A 16596-nucleotide genomic window follows, 5' to 3' on the forward strand; every position below is an offset into this window, starting at 1 on the left:
TCTTACACCTCCTCATCCTTTTTAGTTAGCAGCACGAGGGAGATATTATCTTCTCCCCCGCTAGCATTTGCTAATTCTACAAGTTTACGTCCTTTTTCCATTATAGGTTCGGGATACGTAATGATTGAAGCCATTTCATAGACAGTTAGTTTATTACTTAATCCATCTGAACAAATGAGTAAATACGAATTTGATGCCAACTCTACTTCATAAAAATCTGGTTCAATTGCTTCCTCTGTACCAACAGCTTTTAAGATAAAATTTTTCTTTGGATGCGTCAAAGCTTCCTCTTCACTAATTTCTCCATTTTCAACCAGTACATTAACATAAGAATGATCCCTTGTTATTTGTTGTGCACCATCTTCAAAGAAATAATACACACGACTATCACCAACATGTGCAATGAAACAATGATGTTCTTCTATTAACACTGCAATAAACGTCGTGCCCATTCCTTTACAGTCTTCGTGTGATAAAGAATAGTCATAAATATTTTTATTCAATTGCTTTACTGTTTGTAATAACCATTCTTTCTTTGATGTTGTTGATTCAAAATGATGTGCGTCTGCCTGTAAAAAAAAGGTCTCCATCTGTTTTATTGCCATATCACTTGCTACATCTCCAGCATTATGACCACCCATGCCGTCCGCCACAAGTGCTAGTGCAAGCCCGTCAGGACGTTTAAATAATGCAGCACGGTCTTCATTAATGGATCGTTTTAAACCAATATCACTTTCGACTGTGTATTCCAACACCGGTCACCTCGTTTCTTCAGATCTCTCTTGCGCACGTAATTGACCACACGCTGCTGCAATATCAGAACCTTGCTCTCGGCGGATCGTTACGTTTATCCCATTTTTCTTTAAGGTTTTTTCAAACGCAAAAATTTGGCTACGAGACGTACGAACATAATCACGTTCTGGTACATAGTTAACAGGAATTAAGTTAACATGGCATTTAATTCCTTTAATTAAAGCAGATAGCTCCTCTGCAATTTCTACTGAATCATTTTCACCAGACATTAATCCATATTCAAAACTCACACGTCTACCAGTTTTTTTAGTATAGTATCGAACAGCTTCCATTAACTCATCTAATTTATAGGCACGCGCAATTGGCATAAGCTTTTGACGAGCCTCTTGATTTGGTGCATGTAAAGAAACCGCAAAGTTAATTTGTAATTGTTCATCAGCAAACTGATAAATTTTTGGAACGATTCCTGATGTGGATACCGTAATGTGACGTGCACCAATATTTAACCCTTTTTCATGATTGATCACTTTTAAGAAGTTCATCATAGCATCATAGTTATCGAAAGGTTCACCAATCCCCATAATAACAATATGTGATACTCGCTCATTTACCTCATCTAAAGTTTGCTGCACTTTTACAACTTGCTCTACAATTTCCCCAGCCAATAAATGTCGCTTCAAACCACCTAAGGTTGAGGCGCAAAATGTACAGCCAATACGGCATCCTACCTGTGTTGTCACACAAACAGAGTTTCCGTATTCATGACGCATTAATACCGTTTCTATAGAGTAACCATCCTGTAATTGAAATAAAAACTTAATGGTACCATCTTTAGACTCTTGCTTAATAATTGTTGACAAGGTAGATAATGCAAAATTTGCAGCTAGCTTGTCCCTTAATCCCTTCGAAAGGTTTGACATTTCTTCAAATGTCTTAACACGTTTATTATATAACCAATCAAAAATCTGTGCCGCACGGAAAGGTTTTTCTCCATTTTCCTTTAACCAATCCTCTAATTGATGTGGTTGGAAAGAATAAATGGATTCTTTTAAATTTGGTTTTTCCTTTTTCGCACGTCGAACGGGCTTTTCTTCTGCTTCTTCAACTAAATCGTTGATACGTTCATTAAATTTCTTTTGATCCACCATTAGTTGGATTCTCCTTTTTTACGAAAGGCGGCAACGAAGAAACCGTCACTGCCAAAGTCTTGTGGAAAGACTTGAAGCATGCCATTAGCTTGCTTTTCCGCTAATTTTGTTGGTAAAGATTCTAGTTGTATCGCTTCCATTTCTGGATGCGCTGCTAAAAAGGCATTTACTGTGCCCTCATTTTCTTGCTTATCGACTGTACATGTACTGTACACAAGCTTACCCTTTATCTTCAATACTTTTGTCGCTGCATCCAATAATGCTAGTTGGATTGTTTGAAGATTTTCTAAATCTTCTTCTCGCTTCGTATATTTAATATCAGGTTTACGTCGCATAACCCCTAGTCCACTACATGGTGCATCCACTAAAATGGCGTCATACGACTCAGCTTGTAAAAATTCAGGAGCTTTGCGTCCATCAATTGGAGCTGTTTCAATAATATCTAGCCCTAGACGTTCTGTATTATGGTCGATTAAATCTAATTTATGTGGATGAAGGTCTGTTGCTAAAATAGAGCCTTCATTTTTCATGATTTCAGCTAGATGTGTTGTTTTACCGCCTGGTGCCGCACACATATCCAAAACACGCATACCAGGGGAAGGTTTTAGAACATTGGCTGGTATCATTGAACTCTCATCTTGAATAGTAATATGCCCCTCTTTAAATGCATTGGTACGGGCAGGTTGACCATTTGTTACGTGTAGACATTCTGGGATAACGTCGCTTTGTTTCGCTGTTAAACCTTCTTCTTCGAGTTCCGCCACAGCTTGCTCAACAGTTACCTTCGTTGTATTGACACGAACAGTTTGTATAGGTGGTACATTATTTTCATGTAACATACCTGTAGCTACTTCTAAACCATAGTTATTAACAAAACGTTGTACTAGCCAAATAGGATGACTTGTTTCAATAGCCAGACGCTCAATAGGATTTTCTATATCATTTATAGAAGGGACACCTTGACGCAAGACAGATCTTAAAATACCATTGACTGTCGATGCAATACCGCGATGCCCTCGGCGCTTCGCAATTTCTACTGCCTCATTAACAGCAGCATGCGCTGGGATACGCGTTAAATATTGCATTTGATATAAAGATATTCGTAATAACCAACGAACCCAATGATCTATAGAGCCACGGATAAAAGGCTCTAAGTAATAATCAAGTGTCATTTTATGTTGCAATGTACCATATGTTAATTCTGTTAATAAAGCGCGATCCTTCGCCTCTATCTTATGTCGTTTAATGGTTTCATTGAGAAGTAAATTGCTATAGGCTTGATTTTTATCAACGGCTAACAGAATAGATAGTGCGGCGTCTCGCACATTTCCATCCCAAATAACTACACTTTTTTTACTCATTTAAATTGGTCCCCAATCTGTAATTTAGAACCTGTACCACGTAAATATTCCTCAGCTGTCATGCGCTTTTTACCTGCAGGTTGTACATCATATAATGCCAATGTTGTCCCATTGCCTGCCGCCACTTCAAAATGGTCTTTCGCAATTGCAACAACAGTACCAGGAATAGTATCATGCTTGCTTTTGCCTATAGTCGCCCACCATACTTTAAAATTACCATCTTCAAAAGTGGTATAAGCTACAGGCCATGGATGAAGCCCGCGTACTTGATTGTAAAGAGTTGTGGCGTCATTTGTCCAATCAATACGTTCCTGTTCTCTCGAAATATTGCTCGCAAAGGTAACTTGCGTTTCATCTTGTACAGTGCGGTTATTTGTTCTATTAATAATAGATGGAAGTGTGTCCTTTAATAAATCTCGACCAACCATACTTAGCTTATCAAAAACTCTACCCGTATGATCATCTAGTTCAATAGGGATAGCTCTTTGTGAAATAATATCACCGGCATCAAGCTTTTCTGCCATATACATGATTGTTACGCCAGTTTCTTTTTCACCATCTATAATAGCTTGGTGTATAGGAGCGCCTCCACGATATTTTGGTAATAATGAAGCATGGACATTAATACAGCCAAGTGAAGGAGCATCCAAAAGTTCTTTCGGTAATATTTGTCCAAATGCAGCGGTAATGACTATATCTGGCTGTAACGAAAGAATTTGTTGTAGTTCCTCAGATCCACGTAGTTTTTCTGGTTGTATAATAGGTAATCCTAGCTCTAATGCTGCGGCCTTAACAGGTGGTGGTGTCAATATACGTTTACGTCCTACAGGTCGATCAGGTTGTGTCACCACTGCTTTAATATCGTACCCCTCTTCATGTAGCATACGCAAAATGGGTGCGGAGAAGTCAGGTGTCCCCATAAAAATAATCGAAGTCATTTTATTCCTCCTCTTCTGCATACATTTCTTCAAGCTCTTCTGCTGTTAGAACGCGTTGGATTTTTGAATCAAATAGCACGCCATCTAAATGATCAATTTCATGTAAAATTGCTCTAGCATCAAAGCCCCCTGCTTCTAATTCATAGACACGTCCTTCACGGTCACAAGCTTCAATTTTTACATAGCTTGGGCGTTCAACCTCACCATATAATCCTGGGAAACTCAAGCAACCTTCAATATCTATTTCCGCTCCATCCGTTTCAATAACAGTTGGATTAATCATTTCTAAAATATCGCGTTCCTCACCTAATTCTACAATCGCTACTCGTAACCCTATATCAATTTGCGGTGCAGCAATGCCAACACCATCATATTCAACCATAGTGTCATATAAATCATCCAGTAATGTAATGAGTTCATCATTTATTTCGGTTACTTCTGCACATGGTGTTGAAAGTACTTGTGCTGGGTGTTCGATTACTTTTTTTATTGCCATTATTATATCCTCATTTCTGCTTTTAGCTAGAGCCATACCATTTTATTTATTTGTTAGACATATGCTCGTAAAACTGTGTTTAAACTCTCTTATATAGTAGACGGATCTAAATCTACCGTCATTAATATTCCTTGTTTGATCCACTCTGCTCGATACATAGCAAGTAGACGCTGTAATACCGGAATAAGATTTGGTTCAATTTTATATTTTATCAAACATTGATAACGATATCTATTTTGGAGTCGAGCAATACTTGCCGTGGTTGGGCCAATAATAGCCACTTGATTCGATAAATTTCCACGGAGCCAATCAGCCATTCGTCCAGCATATTCAGCAGCCACCATAACATCCTCATGAGAAATCTGCACAAGCGCCACGTAATAATATGGTGGGTAACTGGAACGACGTCGTAAAAACATCTCACGCTCATAAAATGGCTCATAATCCTGCGTTTTAGCTAACTCGATAGCATAATGCTCTGGTGTATAGGTCTGAATAATTACCTCTCCGGGTTTATCATGTCTTCCTGCCCTCCCACTTACCTGTGTTAATAGTTGAAATGTACGTTCTGCTGCTCGATAATCTGGTAAATGTAGGGAGGTGTCAGCGCTAAGTACGCCTACCAGCGTAATATTTGGAAAATCAAGCCCTTTTGCAATCATCTGTGTGCCAAGTAAAATATCAGCTTGTCCCTCTCCAAATGCAGCTAATATTTCTTCATGTGCACCTTTATGCTTTGTCGTATCTACATCCATACGCAATACTCTTGCTTCTGGGAACAGCTTATATATTTCTTCCTCTACCTTTTGTGTGCCAGTACCAAAATAACGTATATGATCACTTTGACATTGTGGACAAATTTGAGGCACATGTTCTTCATAGCCGCAGTAATGGCATTTCAATTTTTCGGTTGTACGATGATAGGTTAAAGAAATATCACAGTTGGGACATTGGACAACTGTCCCGCAATCCCGACATAGCACAAAAGATGAGTAACCTCGTCGATTTAAAAACAACACCATTTGCTCTTTTTTCTCTAATCTTATACGAATTGCTTCTATAAGTGATTGCGAAAACATGGATCGATTTCCTTGTCGAAGCTCCTCACGCATATCTGAAATAAAAACGGTTGGTAAGGACTGATGCAAGGCTCTTAATTTTAATGAAAGTAAGGTATAAACACCCTTTTTAGCTCTTGCAAAAGATTCTAATCCTGGTGTAGCACTACCTAAAATAACAGGGCAATTATAATATTCACTACGCCAAATAGCTACATCTCTTGCATGATAACGTGGTGAGTCTTCTTGCTTATACGTTGACTCATGCTCTTCATCCAAAATAATAAGACCAATATTCGTAAAGGGAGCAAATATTGCTGAACGAGCCCCAACGACGACTCTCACCTTCCCTTGTTGAACTTTGCGCCATTCATCATACTTCTCGCCCACAGATAATCCACTATGCATCACCGCAACCATTTCTCCAAAACGACTACGGAATCGCTCTGTCATTTGAGGCGTTAAAGAGATTTCAGGTACGAGCATAATGGCTTCTTTGCCTTCGTTCAACACTTTTTGTATCGCCTGCAAATATACCTCTGTCTTGCCACTCCCTGTTACGCCATGCAATAAAAACGTTTGCGCTTGTTGCTGCTCCAAAGCTCCATTAATGGCTTGTAAAGCAATTTCCTGCTCATTTGTTAATTGTAAGGCTTGCGTACGTGAAACCTCTTTCGTAAACGGGTCACGATACACTTCTTCTTGAGTAAATTGCGCAGCACCCTTATCAATAACGCTCTCTAAAACTGAAGAAGAGACTCTTGCCTCCTCACAAATTTGCTGTGGTGACAAAACCTCCCCTAAATGGCGCTCCATCCATTCTAGTAATAGACGTTGTTTCACAGCTCTAGTTGATTGCTTTAACGCTTTATCAATAACGTTAGGCTCTTCAGTAATTTTCACCATCCGTATTTCTTTCACATGACCCTGTTGTTTCACAACATTATCAATAGTCACCTTATTTTGTGCAACTAATGGCTTTAATAAAGGAAGTAAACCTGCACGTTCAAACTCTTTAAAATTAGCTTTTTGTCGCTTACCAAAAATCGCCTGTACTTCATTGGGTATAGATTGATCTTCATGTAGCTTTACAATTTTTTCATATTTCGCACGTAATGCTGAAGGTAACATTACTTGTAAAGCATCTATTTCATAGCAAATCGTTTGATTCTTCAACCACTTTGCCATTTGAAGCATTTCCGCTGTTAATACTGGTTCCATATCTAAAATTTGAGCGATTGATTTTAATTTATTGAGGGGCACATCTGTTTCAGTTTTTATTCCCACTACAAAGCCTAAAACATTTCTAGGACCAAATGGCACTTTCACACGACAGCCCATTTCTATTACATTTTCCCATTCTGGCGGTACTTGATAATCGAAAGGACGATCGACATGGTAGGTTGAGACGTCAACAATGACTTCCGCTATCAATAAACTCATTGCTCCTCACCCTTTAAAATATGGGTCCATAATGTGCGGGCAAATTGCTGTGGATTAGTCGTAGCTATTATGCGCCCATTTAACTGAGCTTCCTCACTAAATTCTATCCAACGATCCGATCGAATGTTGAGCATGGGTTCACCAAGCACTTCTTGTCCAAACGTGACAGCCTTGATACCCTCTACTGAAATAAGCGGCGTTTTCTCCATTGTCGGTACATTAGCTGCATGTATCAAGATAATTTCTGGGTTCTGATTTTTAGAGGCTTCAAGCTGTTGCATCACATCATTCAAACTACCATTTTCTATTTGAATAACGTGCGCGCCTAATTCCCTCGCCTCATTAGCCAAAGCCTGTCCAATAAGACCATTGGCTTGTGGGCTAATCACATGCTTCTCATCTAACGGTACATGCAAGGCACCAACTGTCACTAAAACTGTTTTATTTGTAAGTGGCTTTATTGTCGCTGGCGCTGCAAAAAAATCCAGTACAATAGCTGTTATTTTTTCAGGCTCCTCTAAGCGCCCCTTTCCAACATAGCCACATGCTAAAAATCCTTCCGAAGGCTCAATAAATTGGTAGCCATCTGCTGCTAATCTTTCTAGATTACGCTTTACTGCTGGATGGTCATACATATGTACATTCATCGCTGGTGCTATCCACACTGGCGCAGTAGTAGCTAGTAAGGTGGTTGATACCATATCATCCGCAATTCCATTGGCCATTTTCCCAATCATATTAGCAGTTGCAGGTGCAACTAAAATCAAATCAGCCCAATCCGCTAAATCAATATGGGCAATCACACTAGAATCTTTTTCATCAAACGTGTCAAAGTAAACATCATTTTTGGACATCACTTGAAAGCTTAATGGATTCACAAACTGTCTGGCAGAGGCTGTCATCATCACTTTTACGTTCGCCCCTGCTTGTGATAGCTTGCTAACAAGAGCAACAGCTTTATATACGGCAATCCCGCCTGAAACACATAGTAAAATATTTTTATTCATGCTAGGTGTCATCCCTTCAAATGATAAGCTCCCAAAGGAGGATTCCCTGGGAGCTCTCGGCATTCTGTATAATCAAATCAACTGCTGACTAACATAGAGGTTAGATTTCGTCTTCGTACACAGTTGACTCATCCTGTGATACTTTCGTAAGAACACCTGCCGCTACTTCTTCAAGTGCTTTTCCTACGTATTTATGAGATACGTACTTGTGTAAACGTTCTGTATTTTGCTCTTCCTGCATTTGACGAGCACGTTTTGAAGCAAGGCTCACTAGTGAATATTTTGAATCGATTTCTTTTTTTAAAGCATCTACTGATGGGTATAACATTGTTTATTCTCCTCTCAACATTGACAAATATCTTTTTTCAACACGTTCTCTACGGCAATGCTCTGCTTTAATAATCGCATTAATACGATCACAGGCATTTGTCACTTCATCATTCTCTACAACATAATCATATAAGCTCATCATTTCAAGCTCTTCACTTGCTGTAGCAATGCGTTTTGCTATGATATCCTCTGTTTCCGTCCCACGTCCAACTAAACGATCTTTTAATTCAGTTAAACTTGGAGGGGCTAAGAAAATAAATAAGGCATCTGGTGCTTTTTTACGAATCTGCGCTGCACCCTGCACTTCGATTTCTAAAAACACATCGCGACCTGCATCCAGTGTTTCATTCACGTAGGCTAATGGTGTACCATAGTAGTTTCCTACAAATTCAGCATGCTCTAATAAGCCACCCTGTTCAATTAACGTTTCAAAGTCTTCTCGTTTCTTGAAAAAATAGTCTACACCATCGATTTCTCCTTCGCGAGGATTTCGTGTCGTCATCGAGATGGAATACTCATAATTCGTATTCGGCTGAGAAAATAATTCTTTTCGCACTGTCCCTTTACCTACACCAGATGGGCCAGACAGAACAATTAATAATCCACGTTCTTTTATCATTTATTCTCTATATCTCCCTTAATTTATAACAGACACGTGCAAGTTATTCGATATTTTGAACTTGCTCACGCATCTTTTCTAAAATTGTTTTCGCCTGAACAACAGCAACCGCTGCTTCTGTAGATTGATTTTTTGAACCAATCGTATTGATTTCACGATGAATCTCCTGCATTAAAAAGTCTAATTTCCTTCCGACTGAAATCGTTTCATGTAACGTTTCTTCCAGTTGATTAAAATGACTATCCAATCTGTCTAATTCCTCGGAAATGTCAACGCGTTCTGCAAAAATCGCTACTTCTGCTAATAAACGGTCATCTAATAAAGTTCCATCTGCAACTTCTGCAATCCGTTCTACTAATCGTGTACGATATTTTTCAACAGCAAGAGATGAACAGGAACGTATTTGATTCACTTGTTCTTTTAACTGTTGCTTATATTGTACAACAACTTCCTGCAATTCTTGCCCCTCACGCTCACGCATAAGTACAAGCTGTTCTATCGCCTGTGAAATCGCTTGTTCAACAGCACTAAGTAAATCCTCAGGTGTTAGTTGTGGTTTTTGCTGTACGAGTGCTTGCTCTAACGATAAAAGCTCCTGCATCGTCCATTTTTCTTCTAGTGGTACTTTACTTGCTAATTGCTCTTTTGCCTTACGATACGCTTCAATTAATGACCAATTAATCTCAATAGATTGCTCTACATTTTCTAAGTCCTTCACATATACCATCACATCAATTTTTCCGCGTGACAAAGCTTGAGAAATAAATTTCTTTGCAAAAATTTCAGCTTCAAGCCATTCTTTCGGAAATTTAGCATTGATTTCTAAAAAGCGATGGTTGACCGAGCGCATTTCTACGGTTAATTGAAAGTCTCTAGTTGTTGTGACACCTCTGCCAAAACCAGTCATACTACGCACCAAGGTTCGTCACACCTTTCTTTGCATACTGGGAATATTATAACATAAGCTTTATCGAATATGACGAATCTCCAAAAAAAATTGGATCGAATAAGAGCTAATTCTACCACAATTGAAGCTATATTTTAATATTCGCCTAAAAAATGCTATGATAAACATACAATTAGTGCTTTGCGGAGGCTTAAAAAGCGAATGCAGATGCAACAAGAAAAAAATACGAAAGTACCAAGATGCTTGTTATCATTGGAAAGAGGAATTCATATGGCATTTGACGGTTTATTTACCTATTCAATAACAGCCGACCTACAACAACTTGTCACAGGTCGAATTACTAAAATACACCAACCTAACGCTCAAGAGGTTGTTTTACATGTTCGTGCAAACGGGAAAAATCATAAATTGCTTTTTTCTATTCATTCTTCTTATGCACGAGTGCATCTTACGGAACAAACGATTGAAAATCCAGCAGAACCCCCTATGTTTTGTATGCTGCTGCGCAAGCATTTAGAGGGTGGATTTATTTCCTCCGTTAAACAGCTTGGGTTTGACCGTATTATAATAGTAGAAATCGAAAGTAAAAATGAAATTGGTGACCCTATAGTTAGACAACTACATGCTGAAATTATGGGTAGACATAGTAATCTACTTTTAATTGATAAAGAGCAAGGTAAAATTGTTGATAGTTTAAAGCACTTGCCTCCATCTGTAAATAGTTTTCGTACCGTTTTACCAGGCCAGCCTTACTTAGCTCCACCAACGCAAAATAAATGGAATCCCATACTAGTAACAGAAGAAGAGCTAGCAATATTTTTTGCGGAAACAAAAAATGCCAAAGACGTCGTGACACAATTTGCTGGGTTTTCACCTCTTCATGCTGAAGAATTATTGTACCGCATGACATCATCATTAAATCGAGTACAATGTTTCAAAGAATTTATAGCAGGTTTTTCTAATGGTGGAACGAGCCCTATGTATGTATTGGCTAATCACAAAACTTACTTCTCACCAATTGAACTAACCCACTTACATGGGGATATTACAGTTTATCCGAATGTTCATGAGCTTCTTGATCGTGTATTCTTTGCACGTGCGGAACGGGACCGTGTTAAGCAGCAAGCAGGTGATTTAGAAAGATGGCTACAAAATGAAATTGATAAACTGTCTTTAAAAACGAAAAAGCTAACGAAGGACTTTGAACGCGCCTCAAAGCTCGATCAATTTCAGTTATATGGTGAGCTGTTAATGGCTAATATTTATGCTTTTGAAAAGGGTGTCAAGGAAGTTACAGTCATAAATTACTACAGCGAAAATAGTGAAGAGATTACGATACCAGTCAGTGAACGTAAAACACCTATAGAAAACGCTCAAAGCTATTATACGAAATACACCAAAGCCAAAAATGCATTAATCATGGTGCAACAACAGCTTGAAAAAACACAAGAAGAAATTACTTACTTTGAAATGCTAGCACAACAAGTTCAGCAAGCATCACCTGGCGATATTGAAGAAATTCGTGAAGAACTTGCCGAACAGGGCTATTTAAAGCTACGCCATTCTAAGAAAAAGAAAAAACCTGTGAAACCTGAACCCGAACGCTATATTTCTTCCACAGGTACAGCCATTTCAGTTGGCAAGAACAACAAGCAAAATGATATGTTGACTTTTAAAATTGCAAAACGCACAGATATCTGGTTACACACGAAGGATATTCCAGGTTCTCATGTTGTCATCCACTCTAGCGAGCCCGATGAAACAACTTTACGTGAAGCTGCCACATTAGCTGCTTATTTTTCGAAGGCAAGAGAATCTTCTTCTGTTCCAGTGGATTATACAGACATTCGTCAGGTTAAGAAACCCAATGGGGCAAAACCCGGTTTTGTAATTTACTTCGAACAAAAAACTTTGTATATCGATCCCGATGAAGCACTCATTTTACAATTAAAAAAGCAGTCGTAAAGATAGAGACCGAGATAAATTTTCTCGGTTTTTTCTTTTTTAAAGTTATGTACACGTAATCCGTCCTACAAAACAATGAAAACAGCCACATCTTGATTGTTTCTTACAGACAATCTTCCTTATTATATTAACAATAAAAAAACATATGAATCATCTGAACTGTTTCTTACTACAGTTATTGACTTCTACCTTTTAGCAAAGCAAAATCAAAATATAAAAGATTGACTAGCATTTTGGAAAGGGCGTATCAATATGTCTGTAGGCAAAAAATTAAGTTTCGGTTTCTTTACCATTATTCTCACGTTAATTATTTCGTTAATGATTATGTTCATACTATTTTCAAACATTGAAAAAAAGATTGAGAATGCATTGGAAGTTCACGTAGCCCTTGTGGAATTAGCAGATGATATTCAATTTGAAATGGCCATGCAAGGTCTTTTTATTCGCGCCATTATTATCGAAGACAACCCTGTAAATAAAAAAAATTTCACAGAACATGCAAATTTACTCGATAAGCATGTAGCTGAAATCAAAGAAAAATCAAATTCCTCTGAAATGGATACATATGCAAAAGAATTAAATACTTTTAATGATGCTTTTAATAAATCAGCTACTGACGCACTCACACTTTTTGAAGCTGGTGACCTAGAAGGAGCTTTGCTAAAGGTTAATGGTGAAGTCCAGCAGGCTAATAAAGGCATTCAGGATATATCCAATAAAATTGCGAACTATCAAAAGGGACAACTTGAAAAGGTTACACTAGAATCTAAACAAGCTGTTTTCAACTCTCAAATCATTTCAATTATTGCTATCATTATTGGTGTTGCCCTTGGTATTATCCTGATGGTTTATATACAGCGAACTATTTCTCGCCCTTTAAAATCGGTAGTCCATGCGGCAAACCAAATAGCTATCGGAGAATTACACCATCAAGATGTGACTCACCACACTAAAGATGAAATTGGTCAACTTTCAACGGCCTTTAATTCAATGAAAGGCAACCTGAAAAATTTATTAACCCATATTCAAGACAATGCTGAGCATCTAACAGCATCAGTAGAAGAACTTTCGGCTTCTACCGAAGAAATTACTTCCTCAGCTGATGAAATAACGGTGCGTATTAATGAAACTGCCAATGTTGCTAAAGCAGCTACCGTCGCTGCCAATGAAAGTGCCCATGCTATGGATGAAACAGCTGTAGGTGTTCAACGTATAGCAGAAGCTACACAACAACTTCATCACAGTGCTGTAACAACAAATGAATTAGCTACAAACGGCAACAGCACCGTAGAGAATGCTCAACTACAAATGAATGTGATCCATGATTCAACGCAAATAATCAACAACCTTGTACAAAAATTAAGTAAACAATCCGAAGAGATTAGCCAGATTACAACTGTCATTACAGCCATTACTGATCAAACTAATTTATTGGCACTCAACGCTGCCATTGAAGCAGCACGTGCGGGTGAGCATGGAAAAGGATTTGCTGTTGTCGCAGATGAGGTCCGTAAGTTAGCTGAAGAATCCAAACAATCGGCTAATCAAATCGTTGTCTTAACGCAGGAGATTCAAGAGGATACACAAAATGTAGAAAAAGCTGTTTTAGATGGCCTCCATTCAGTTGCAGATGGTGTCAAAATCATTGGACATGCAGGACAAGCATTTGAGGCAATCGTAAAAGCCATCAATGCAATGACAGACCAAATAGAAGATATATCAGCAACTTCTGAAGAAATTTCAGCTAGCGCAGAACAAGTAGCGGCCTCTGTCGCAGAAATTGCTCACGGCGCTTCGACTAGCTCAGATAGTACTCAAATAGTAGCCGCTGCTAGCAAAGAACAGACCATCACTATGCAACAAATCAATCAGGTTGCCTCGCATCTAAGCGAAAAGTCCTTAGATTTACAGCAACAAATTAATCAGTTTAAACTTTAATGAAGCAAATGGTGCATTCTTTATACTGGAATGCACTATTTTTTATTTATTATGTTATATAAACCTTCAGAACAACAAAGCACACTGCCTCAATCAGGAAATTTATAAAGAACTTAAACATTGAAAAATCAGATTTTTAGTAATTATTTGCATAATCAATCCTCGCCAGTAAGACAAATGACATCCTCAAAAAAACAGTACAAATAAAATGGATTAAATTAGCAAAGAGTGTACAGTAATCAAGGTTTATATAGACTTTATCTTGCATGAATAAAACTTAATCTGAGTGCATATATAATATCTAACTTCTCTCCAAGGAAATTATTTCAATAGAATATATTTGGTATAACTGATTTATCATTTAATCCATTTTTTTCTTAGTATGGGTACATTTTTTCATAGATTAGCTCTATTCTTTCTTTTTCAGCTTAATAGATGGATAATCCTAGAAAATTACAAAATAAGTTTCTTATATATCATTAATAGATAGAAATATTCATATTTCGAGATCACAAATTACAAGAAATTACCTGCAAACGAAACTAATTCACTTAGTTTTGCTTAGATTTTCTACAAATCTATTCAATTCCCTCAAAGTATTACATCTATGACTTTTGTATCATTTTTCAAAATTTAATATTATTATCGAAAAAATAGGAATTTTCTATATAGTAAATCATTTTTTTGTTTTTACTCTATTTTTGATATTCAGAATAGATAAATATCAAATTTTTATTATACATACACTCTATTTCATTAGCATGTTAAATCGGAAAAATTTATTATTCTCTTACTTGTCAGATAATACTATATAAATTTGAATCTTTTTTATTTTGTGCACAATGATTTTTTTGGTATATTAAATAGGAGCTTCACAAAAGGCTTAAAAATTGTATAAGGGGGATTCACATGAATAAAAACAAAAAGTTTTTATTACTAACAGTTCTTGCAGTATTTTCTTTAGTACTTGCTGCATGTGGCTTCGGTGGAGATTCGTCTGAAAAATCAAAAGACGATGGAAAAGATTCTGGTTCATCTGAAACAGCTTCAGGTGGCGAATTAAATGTAGTGGTAGCTTCTGAACCACCATCACTTCATCCTGCATTAGCAACAGATACAACTTCTGGAGTTATTCTTACAAATACTTTTGAAGGATTAACAACGCTTGATGCAGACGCTCGTCCCGTTGCAGCTGCAGCTGAAAGCTGGGAAGTTAGCGAAGACTTAAAAACATACACGTTTAAATTACGTGATGCTAAATGGTCAAACGGAGATCCAGTAGTTGCTGGTGACTTCGAATATGCTTGGAAATGGGCATTAAACCCAGACAATCTTTCTGAATATGCTTCAATCCTTTACCCAATTAAAGGTGCTACAGCATACAATAATGGTGAAGGTTCTGCTGATGACGTAGGCGTTAAAGCTGAAGATGAAAAAACATTAGTAGTAACTTTAGAAAACCCAACACCTTACTTTTTAGAATTAACAGCATTCAAAACATACGCACCATTAAACCAAAAAGTAGTTGAAGGTAATGATGAGTGGTATACAGATGCTGGTGAAAACTTTGTAACAAACGGACCATTCACATTAGGTGAGTGGAGACACAACGATACAATCGTATTAAAGAAAAACCCAGAGTACTGGGATGCTGATAAAGTGGCTTTAGACACTGTTAATATCGGTATGGTTGAATCTGAAGCAACAGCAGTAACAATGTTCAAAGGTGGAGAAATTGACTATCTTGGAGCACCATTCCAATCTGTAGCACTTGATGCTATCGATGGATTTAAAGCTGATAAATCTTTAAATATTAATGACCAAGCTTCTGTATATTGGTACAAGCTAAATACAAAAGATAAAATCACTGGAAACGCTAACATTCGTAAAGCATTAGCATTAGCAGTTGATCGACAAGGTTTAATTGATAATGTTACTAAAGGTGAGCAAAAACCTGCATTAGGTATGGTTCCTACCGCAGTTCATGGTTTTGAAGAAGACCGTGGTTACTACAAAGATAACGATATCGAAGGTGCTAAAGCAGCACTTGAAGCTGGTATGAAAGAACTTGGTATTACAAACCCAGCAGATGTAAAAATTAATCTTTCTTACAACACTAGTGAAGCACACGCTGCTATCGCTCAATTCGTACAAGAAAACTGGACTAAAAACCTAGGAATCACTGTAGGTCTAGATAACTCTGAATGGCAAGTTTACCTAGAAAAACTTAACCAATTAGACTACCAAGTTGGCCGTATGGGCTGGGTTGGTGACTACAACGATGCTTATACATTCTTAGAAATGTATGACACTGCTGCAAACGGTAACAATGATACAGGTTGGGAAAATGCAGAATACAAAAAATTATTAGATCAATCTAATACAGAAGCAGATCCAGCGAAACGTCTTGAGCTTTTAAAACAAGCTGAAGCAATTGCTGTTTCTGAGTTCCCAGTTGTTCCAATTTACTACTACACGAACCTATCTGTAGTACAAGATTATGTGAAAGACATGAAGGCAGACATCCTTGGTAACATCTCTCTTAAAGAGGTTAAAGTAGAGAAATAATCAACAACATTTCGCTTATTTAGCTCTACAGCGAAGAGCTGCCTCGTAGCCCCTACGGCGCGAGT

13 protein-coding genes are annotated in these 16596 nt (G+C 37.7%); 3 read left to right on the forward strand and 10 right to left on the reverse strand.

Annotation, left to right across the window (positions count from 1 at the left end):
• Positions 1 to 2: 2 nt before the first annotated feature.
• From ACP3VS_RS01630 to ACP3VS_RS01675, 10 genes are all read right to left on the reverse strand, one after another.
• Positions 3 to 752, reverse strand: a complete 750-nt coding sequence (locus tag ACP3VS_RS01630; protein ID WP_031418963.1) for a Stp1/IreP family PP2C-type Ser/Thr phosphatase — start codon at positions 750 to 752, stop codon at positions 3 to 5.
• 6 nt (positions 753 to 758) lie between these two features.
• On the reverse strand, positions 759 to 1901 hold the full coding sequence (gene rlmN, locus ACP3VS_RS01635) for a 23S rRNA (adenine(2503)-C(2))-methyltransferase RlmN (RefSeq protein ID WP_012293210.1): 1143 nt from the start codon (positions 1899 to 1901) through the stop codon (positions 759 to 761).
• On the reverse strand, positions 1901 to 3262 hold the full coding sequence (gene rsmB, locus ACP3VS_RS01640; protein WP_198694724.1) for a 16S rRNA (cytosine(967)-C(5))-methyltransferase RsmB: 1362 nt from the start codon (positions 3260 to 3262) through the stop codon (positions 1901 to 1903). The genes rlmN and rsmB overlap by 1 nt, the downstream gene beginning before the upstream one ends.
• On the reverse strand, positions 3259 to 4200 hold the full coding sequence (gene fmt / locus ACP3VS_RS01645; protein ID WP_012293208.1) for a methionyl-tRNA formyltransferase: 942 nt from the start codon (positions 4198 to 4200) through the stop codon (positions 3259 to 3261). Before fmt ends, rsmB begins: the two co-directional genes overlap by 4 nt.
• 1 nt (position 4201) lies before the next feature.
• Positions 4202 to 4696, reverse strand: coding sequence for a peptide deformylase (gene def, locus ACP3VS_RS01650; protein WP_031418961.1), 495 nt, complete (start codon positions 4694 to 4696; stop codon positions 4202 to 4204).
• 89 nt (positions 4697 to 4785) lie between these two features.
• Positions 4786 to 7197 (reverse strand): primosomal protein N', encoded by a 2412-nt coding sequence (gene priA, locus ACP3VS_RS01655; protein WP_416277488.1) that lies wholly within the window; start codon positions 7195 to 7197, stop codon positions 4786 to 4788.
• Positions 7194 to 8204, reverse strand: coding sequence for a bifunctional phosphopantothenoylcysteine decarboxylase/phosphopantothenate--cysteine ligase CoaBC (gene coaBC, locus ACP3VS_RS01660; RefSeq protein ID WP_198694736.1), 1011 nt, complete (start codon positions 8202 to 8204; stop codon positions 7194 to 7196). The genes priA and coaBC overlap by 4 nt, the downstream gene beginning before the upstream one ends.
• A 100-nt stretch (positions 8205 to 8304) precedes the next feature.
• Complete coding sequence (gene rpoZ, locus ACP3VS_RS01665; protein ID WP_008173785.1) at positions 8305 to 8532, reverse strand: DNA-directed RNA polymerase subunit omega; 228 nt, start codon at positions 8530 to 8532, stop codon at positions 8305 to 8307.
• A gap of 3 nt (positions 8533 to 8535) precedes the next feature.
• Positions 8536 to 9153, reverse strand: coding sequence for a guanylate kinase (gmk, locus tag ACP3VS_RS01670; RefSeq protein ID WP_008173787.1), 618 nt, complete (start codon positions 9151 to 9153; stop codon positions 8536 to 8538).
• Between the two features lie 43 nt (positions 9154 to 9196).
• Positions 9197 to 10072, reverse strand: coding sequence for a YicC/YloC family endoribonuclease (locus ACP3VS_RS01675; protein ID WP_031418953.1), 876 nt, complete (start codon positions 10070 to 10072; stop codon positions 9197 to 9199).
• Positions 10073 to 10330: 258 nt separating this feature from the next.
• Here ACP3VS_RS01675 and ACP3VS_RS01680 point away from each other — a divergent pair, with 258 nt between their 5' ends.
• The 3 genes from ACP3VS_RS01680 to ACP3VS_RS01690 all read left to right on the forward strand — a co-directional run bounded on the left by ACP3VS_RS01680 (position 10331) and on the right by ACP3VS_RS01690 (position 16531).
• On the forward strand, positions 10331 to 12025 hold the full coding sequence (locus ACP3VS_RS01680) for an Rqc2 family fibronectin-binding protein (RefSeq protein WP_099805127.1): 1695 nt from the start codon (positions 10331 to 10333) through the stop codon (positions 12023 to 12025).
• A 252-nt stretch (positions 12026 to 12277) separates the two neighbouring features.
• The gene (locus tag ACP3VS_RS01685) at positions 12278 to 13963 is read left to right on the forward strand and encodes a methyl-accepting chemotaxis protein (protein WP_207889696.1); all 1686 of its coding nucleotides are present in this window, start codon (positions 12278 to 12280) and stop codon (positions 13961 to 13963) included.
• 909 nt (positions 13964 to 14872) lie between these two features.
• Entirely contained in the window at positions 14873 to 16531 is a 1659-nt protein-coding gene (locus ACP3VS_RS01690; RefSeq protein ID WP_012293201.1) for a peptide ABC transporter substrate-binding protein, read from the forward strand.
• Positions 16532 to 16596 lie beyond the last annotated feature (65 nt).

The sequence above is a fragment of the Lysinibacillus sp. VIII_CA genome (assembly GCF_049943995.1).
Classification (GTDB): Bacteria; Bacillota; Bacilli; order Bacillales_A; family Planococcaceae; genus Lysinibacillus; species Lysinibacillus pinottii.

Bases quoted from the DNA above. Each gene is read 5' to 3' on its own strand.
- def (WP_031418961.1), bottom strand. From the start codon at position 4,696: ATGGCAATAAAAAAAGTAATCGAACACCCAGCACAAGTACTTTCAACA.
- gmk (WP_008173787.1), bottom strand. From the start codon at position 9,153: ATGATAAAAGAACGTGGATTATTAATTGTTCTGTCTGGCCCATCTGGT.
- rlmN (WP_012293210.1), bottom strand. From the start codon at position 1,901: ATGGTGGATCAAAAGAAATTTAATGAACGTATCAACGATTTAGTTGAA.
- rpoZ (WP_008173785.1), bottom strand. From the start codon at position 8,532: ATGTTATACCCATCAGTAGATGCTTTAAAAAAAGAAATCGATTCAAAA.
- ACP3VS_RS01685 (WP_207889696.1), top strand. From the start codon at position 12,278: ATGTCTGTAGGCAAAAAATTAAGTTTCGGTTTCTTTACCATTATTCTC.
- priA (WP_416277488.1), bottom strand. From the start codon at position 7,197: ATGAGTTTATTGATAGCGGAAGTCATTGTTGACGTCTCAACCTACCAT.
- fmt (WP_012293208.1), bottom strand. From the start codon at position 4,200: ATGACTTCGATTATTTTTATGGGGACACCTGACTTCTCCGCACCCATT.
- rsmB (WP_198694724.1), bottom strand. From the start codon at position 3,262: ATGAGTAAAAAAAGTGTAGTTATTTGGGATGGAAATGTGCGAGACGCC.
- ACP3VS_RS01680 (WP_099805127.1), top strand. From the start codon at position 10,331: ATGGCATTTGACGGTTTATTTACCTATTCAATAACAGCCGACCTACAA.
- ACP3VS_RS01690 (WP_012293201.1), top strand. From the start codon at position 14,873: ATGAATAAAAACAAAAAGTTTTTATTACTAACAGTTCTTGCAGTATTT.
- coaBC (WP_198694736.1), bottom strand. From the start codon at position 8,204: ATGAATAAAAATATTTTACTATGTGTTTCAGGCGGGATTGCCGTATAT.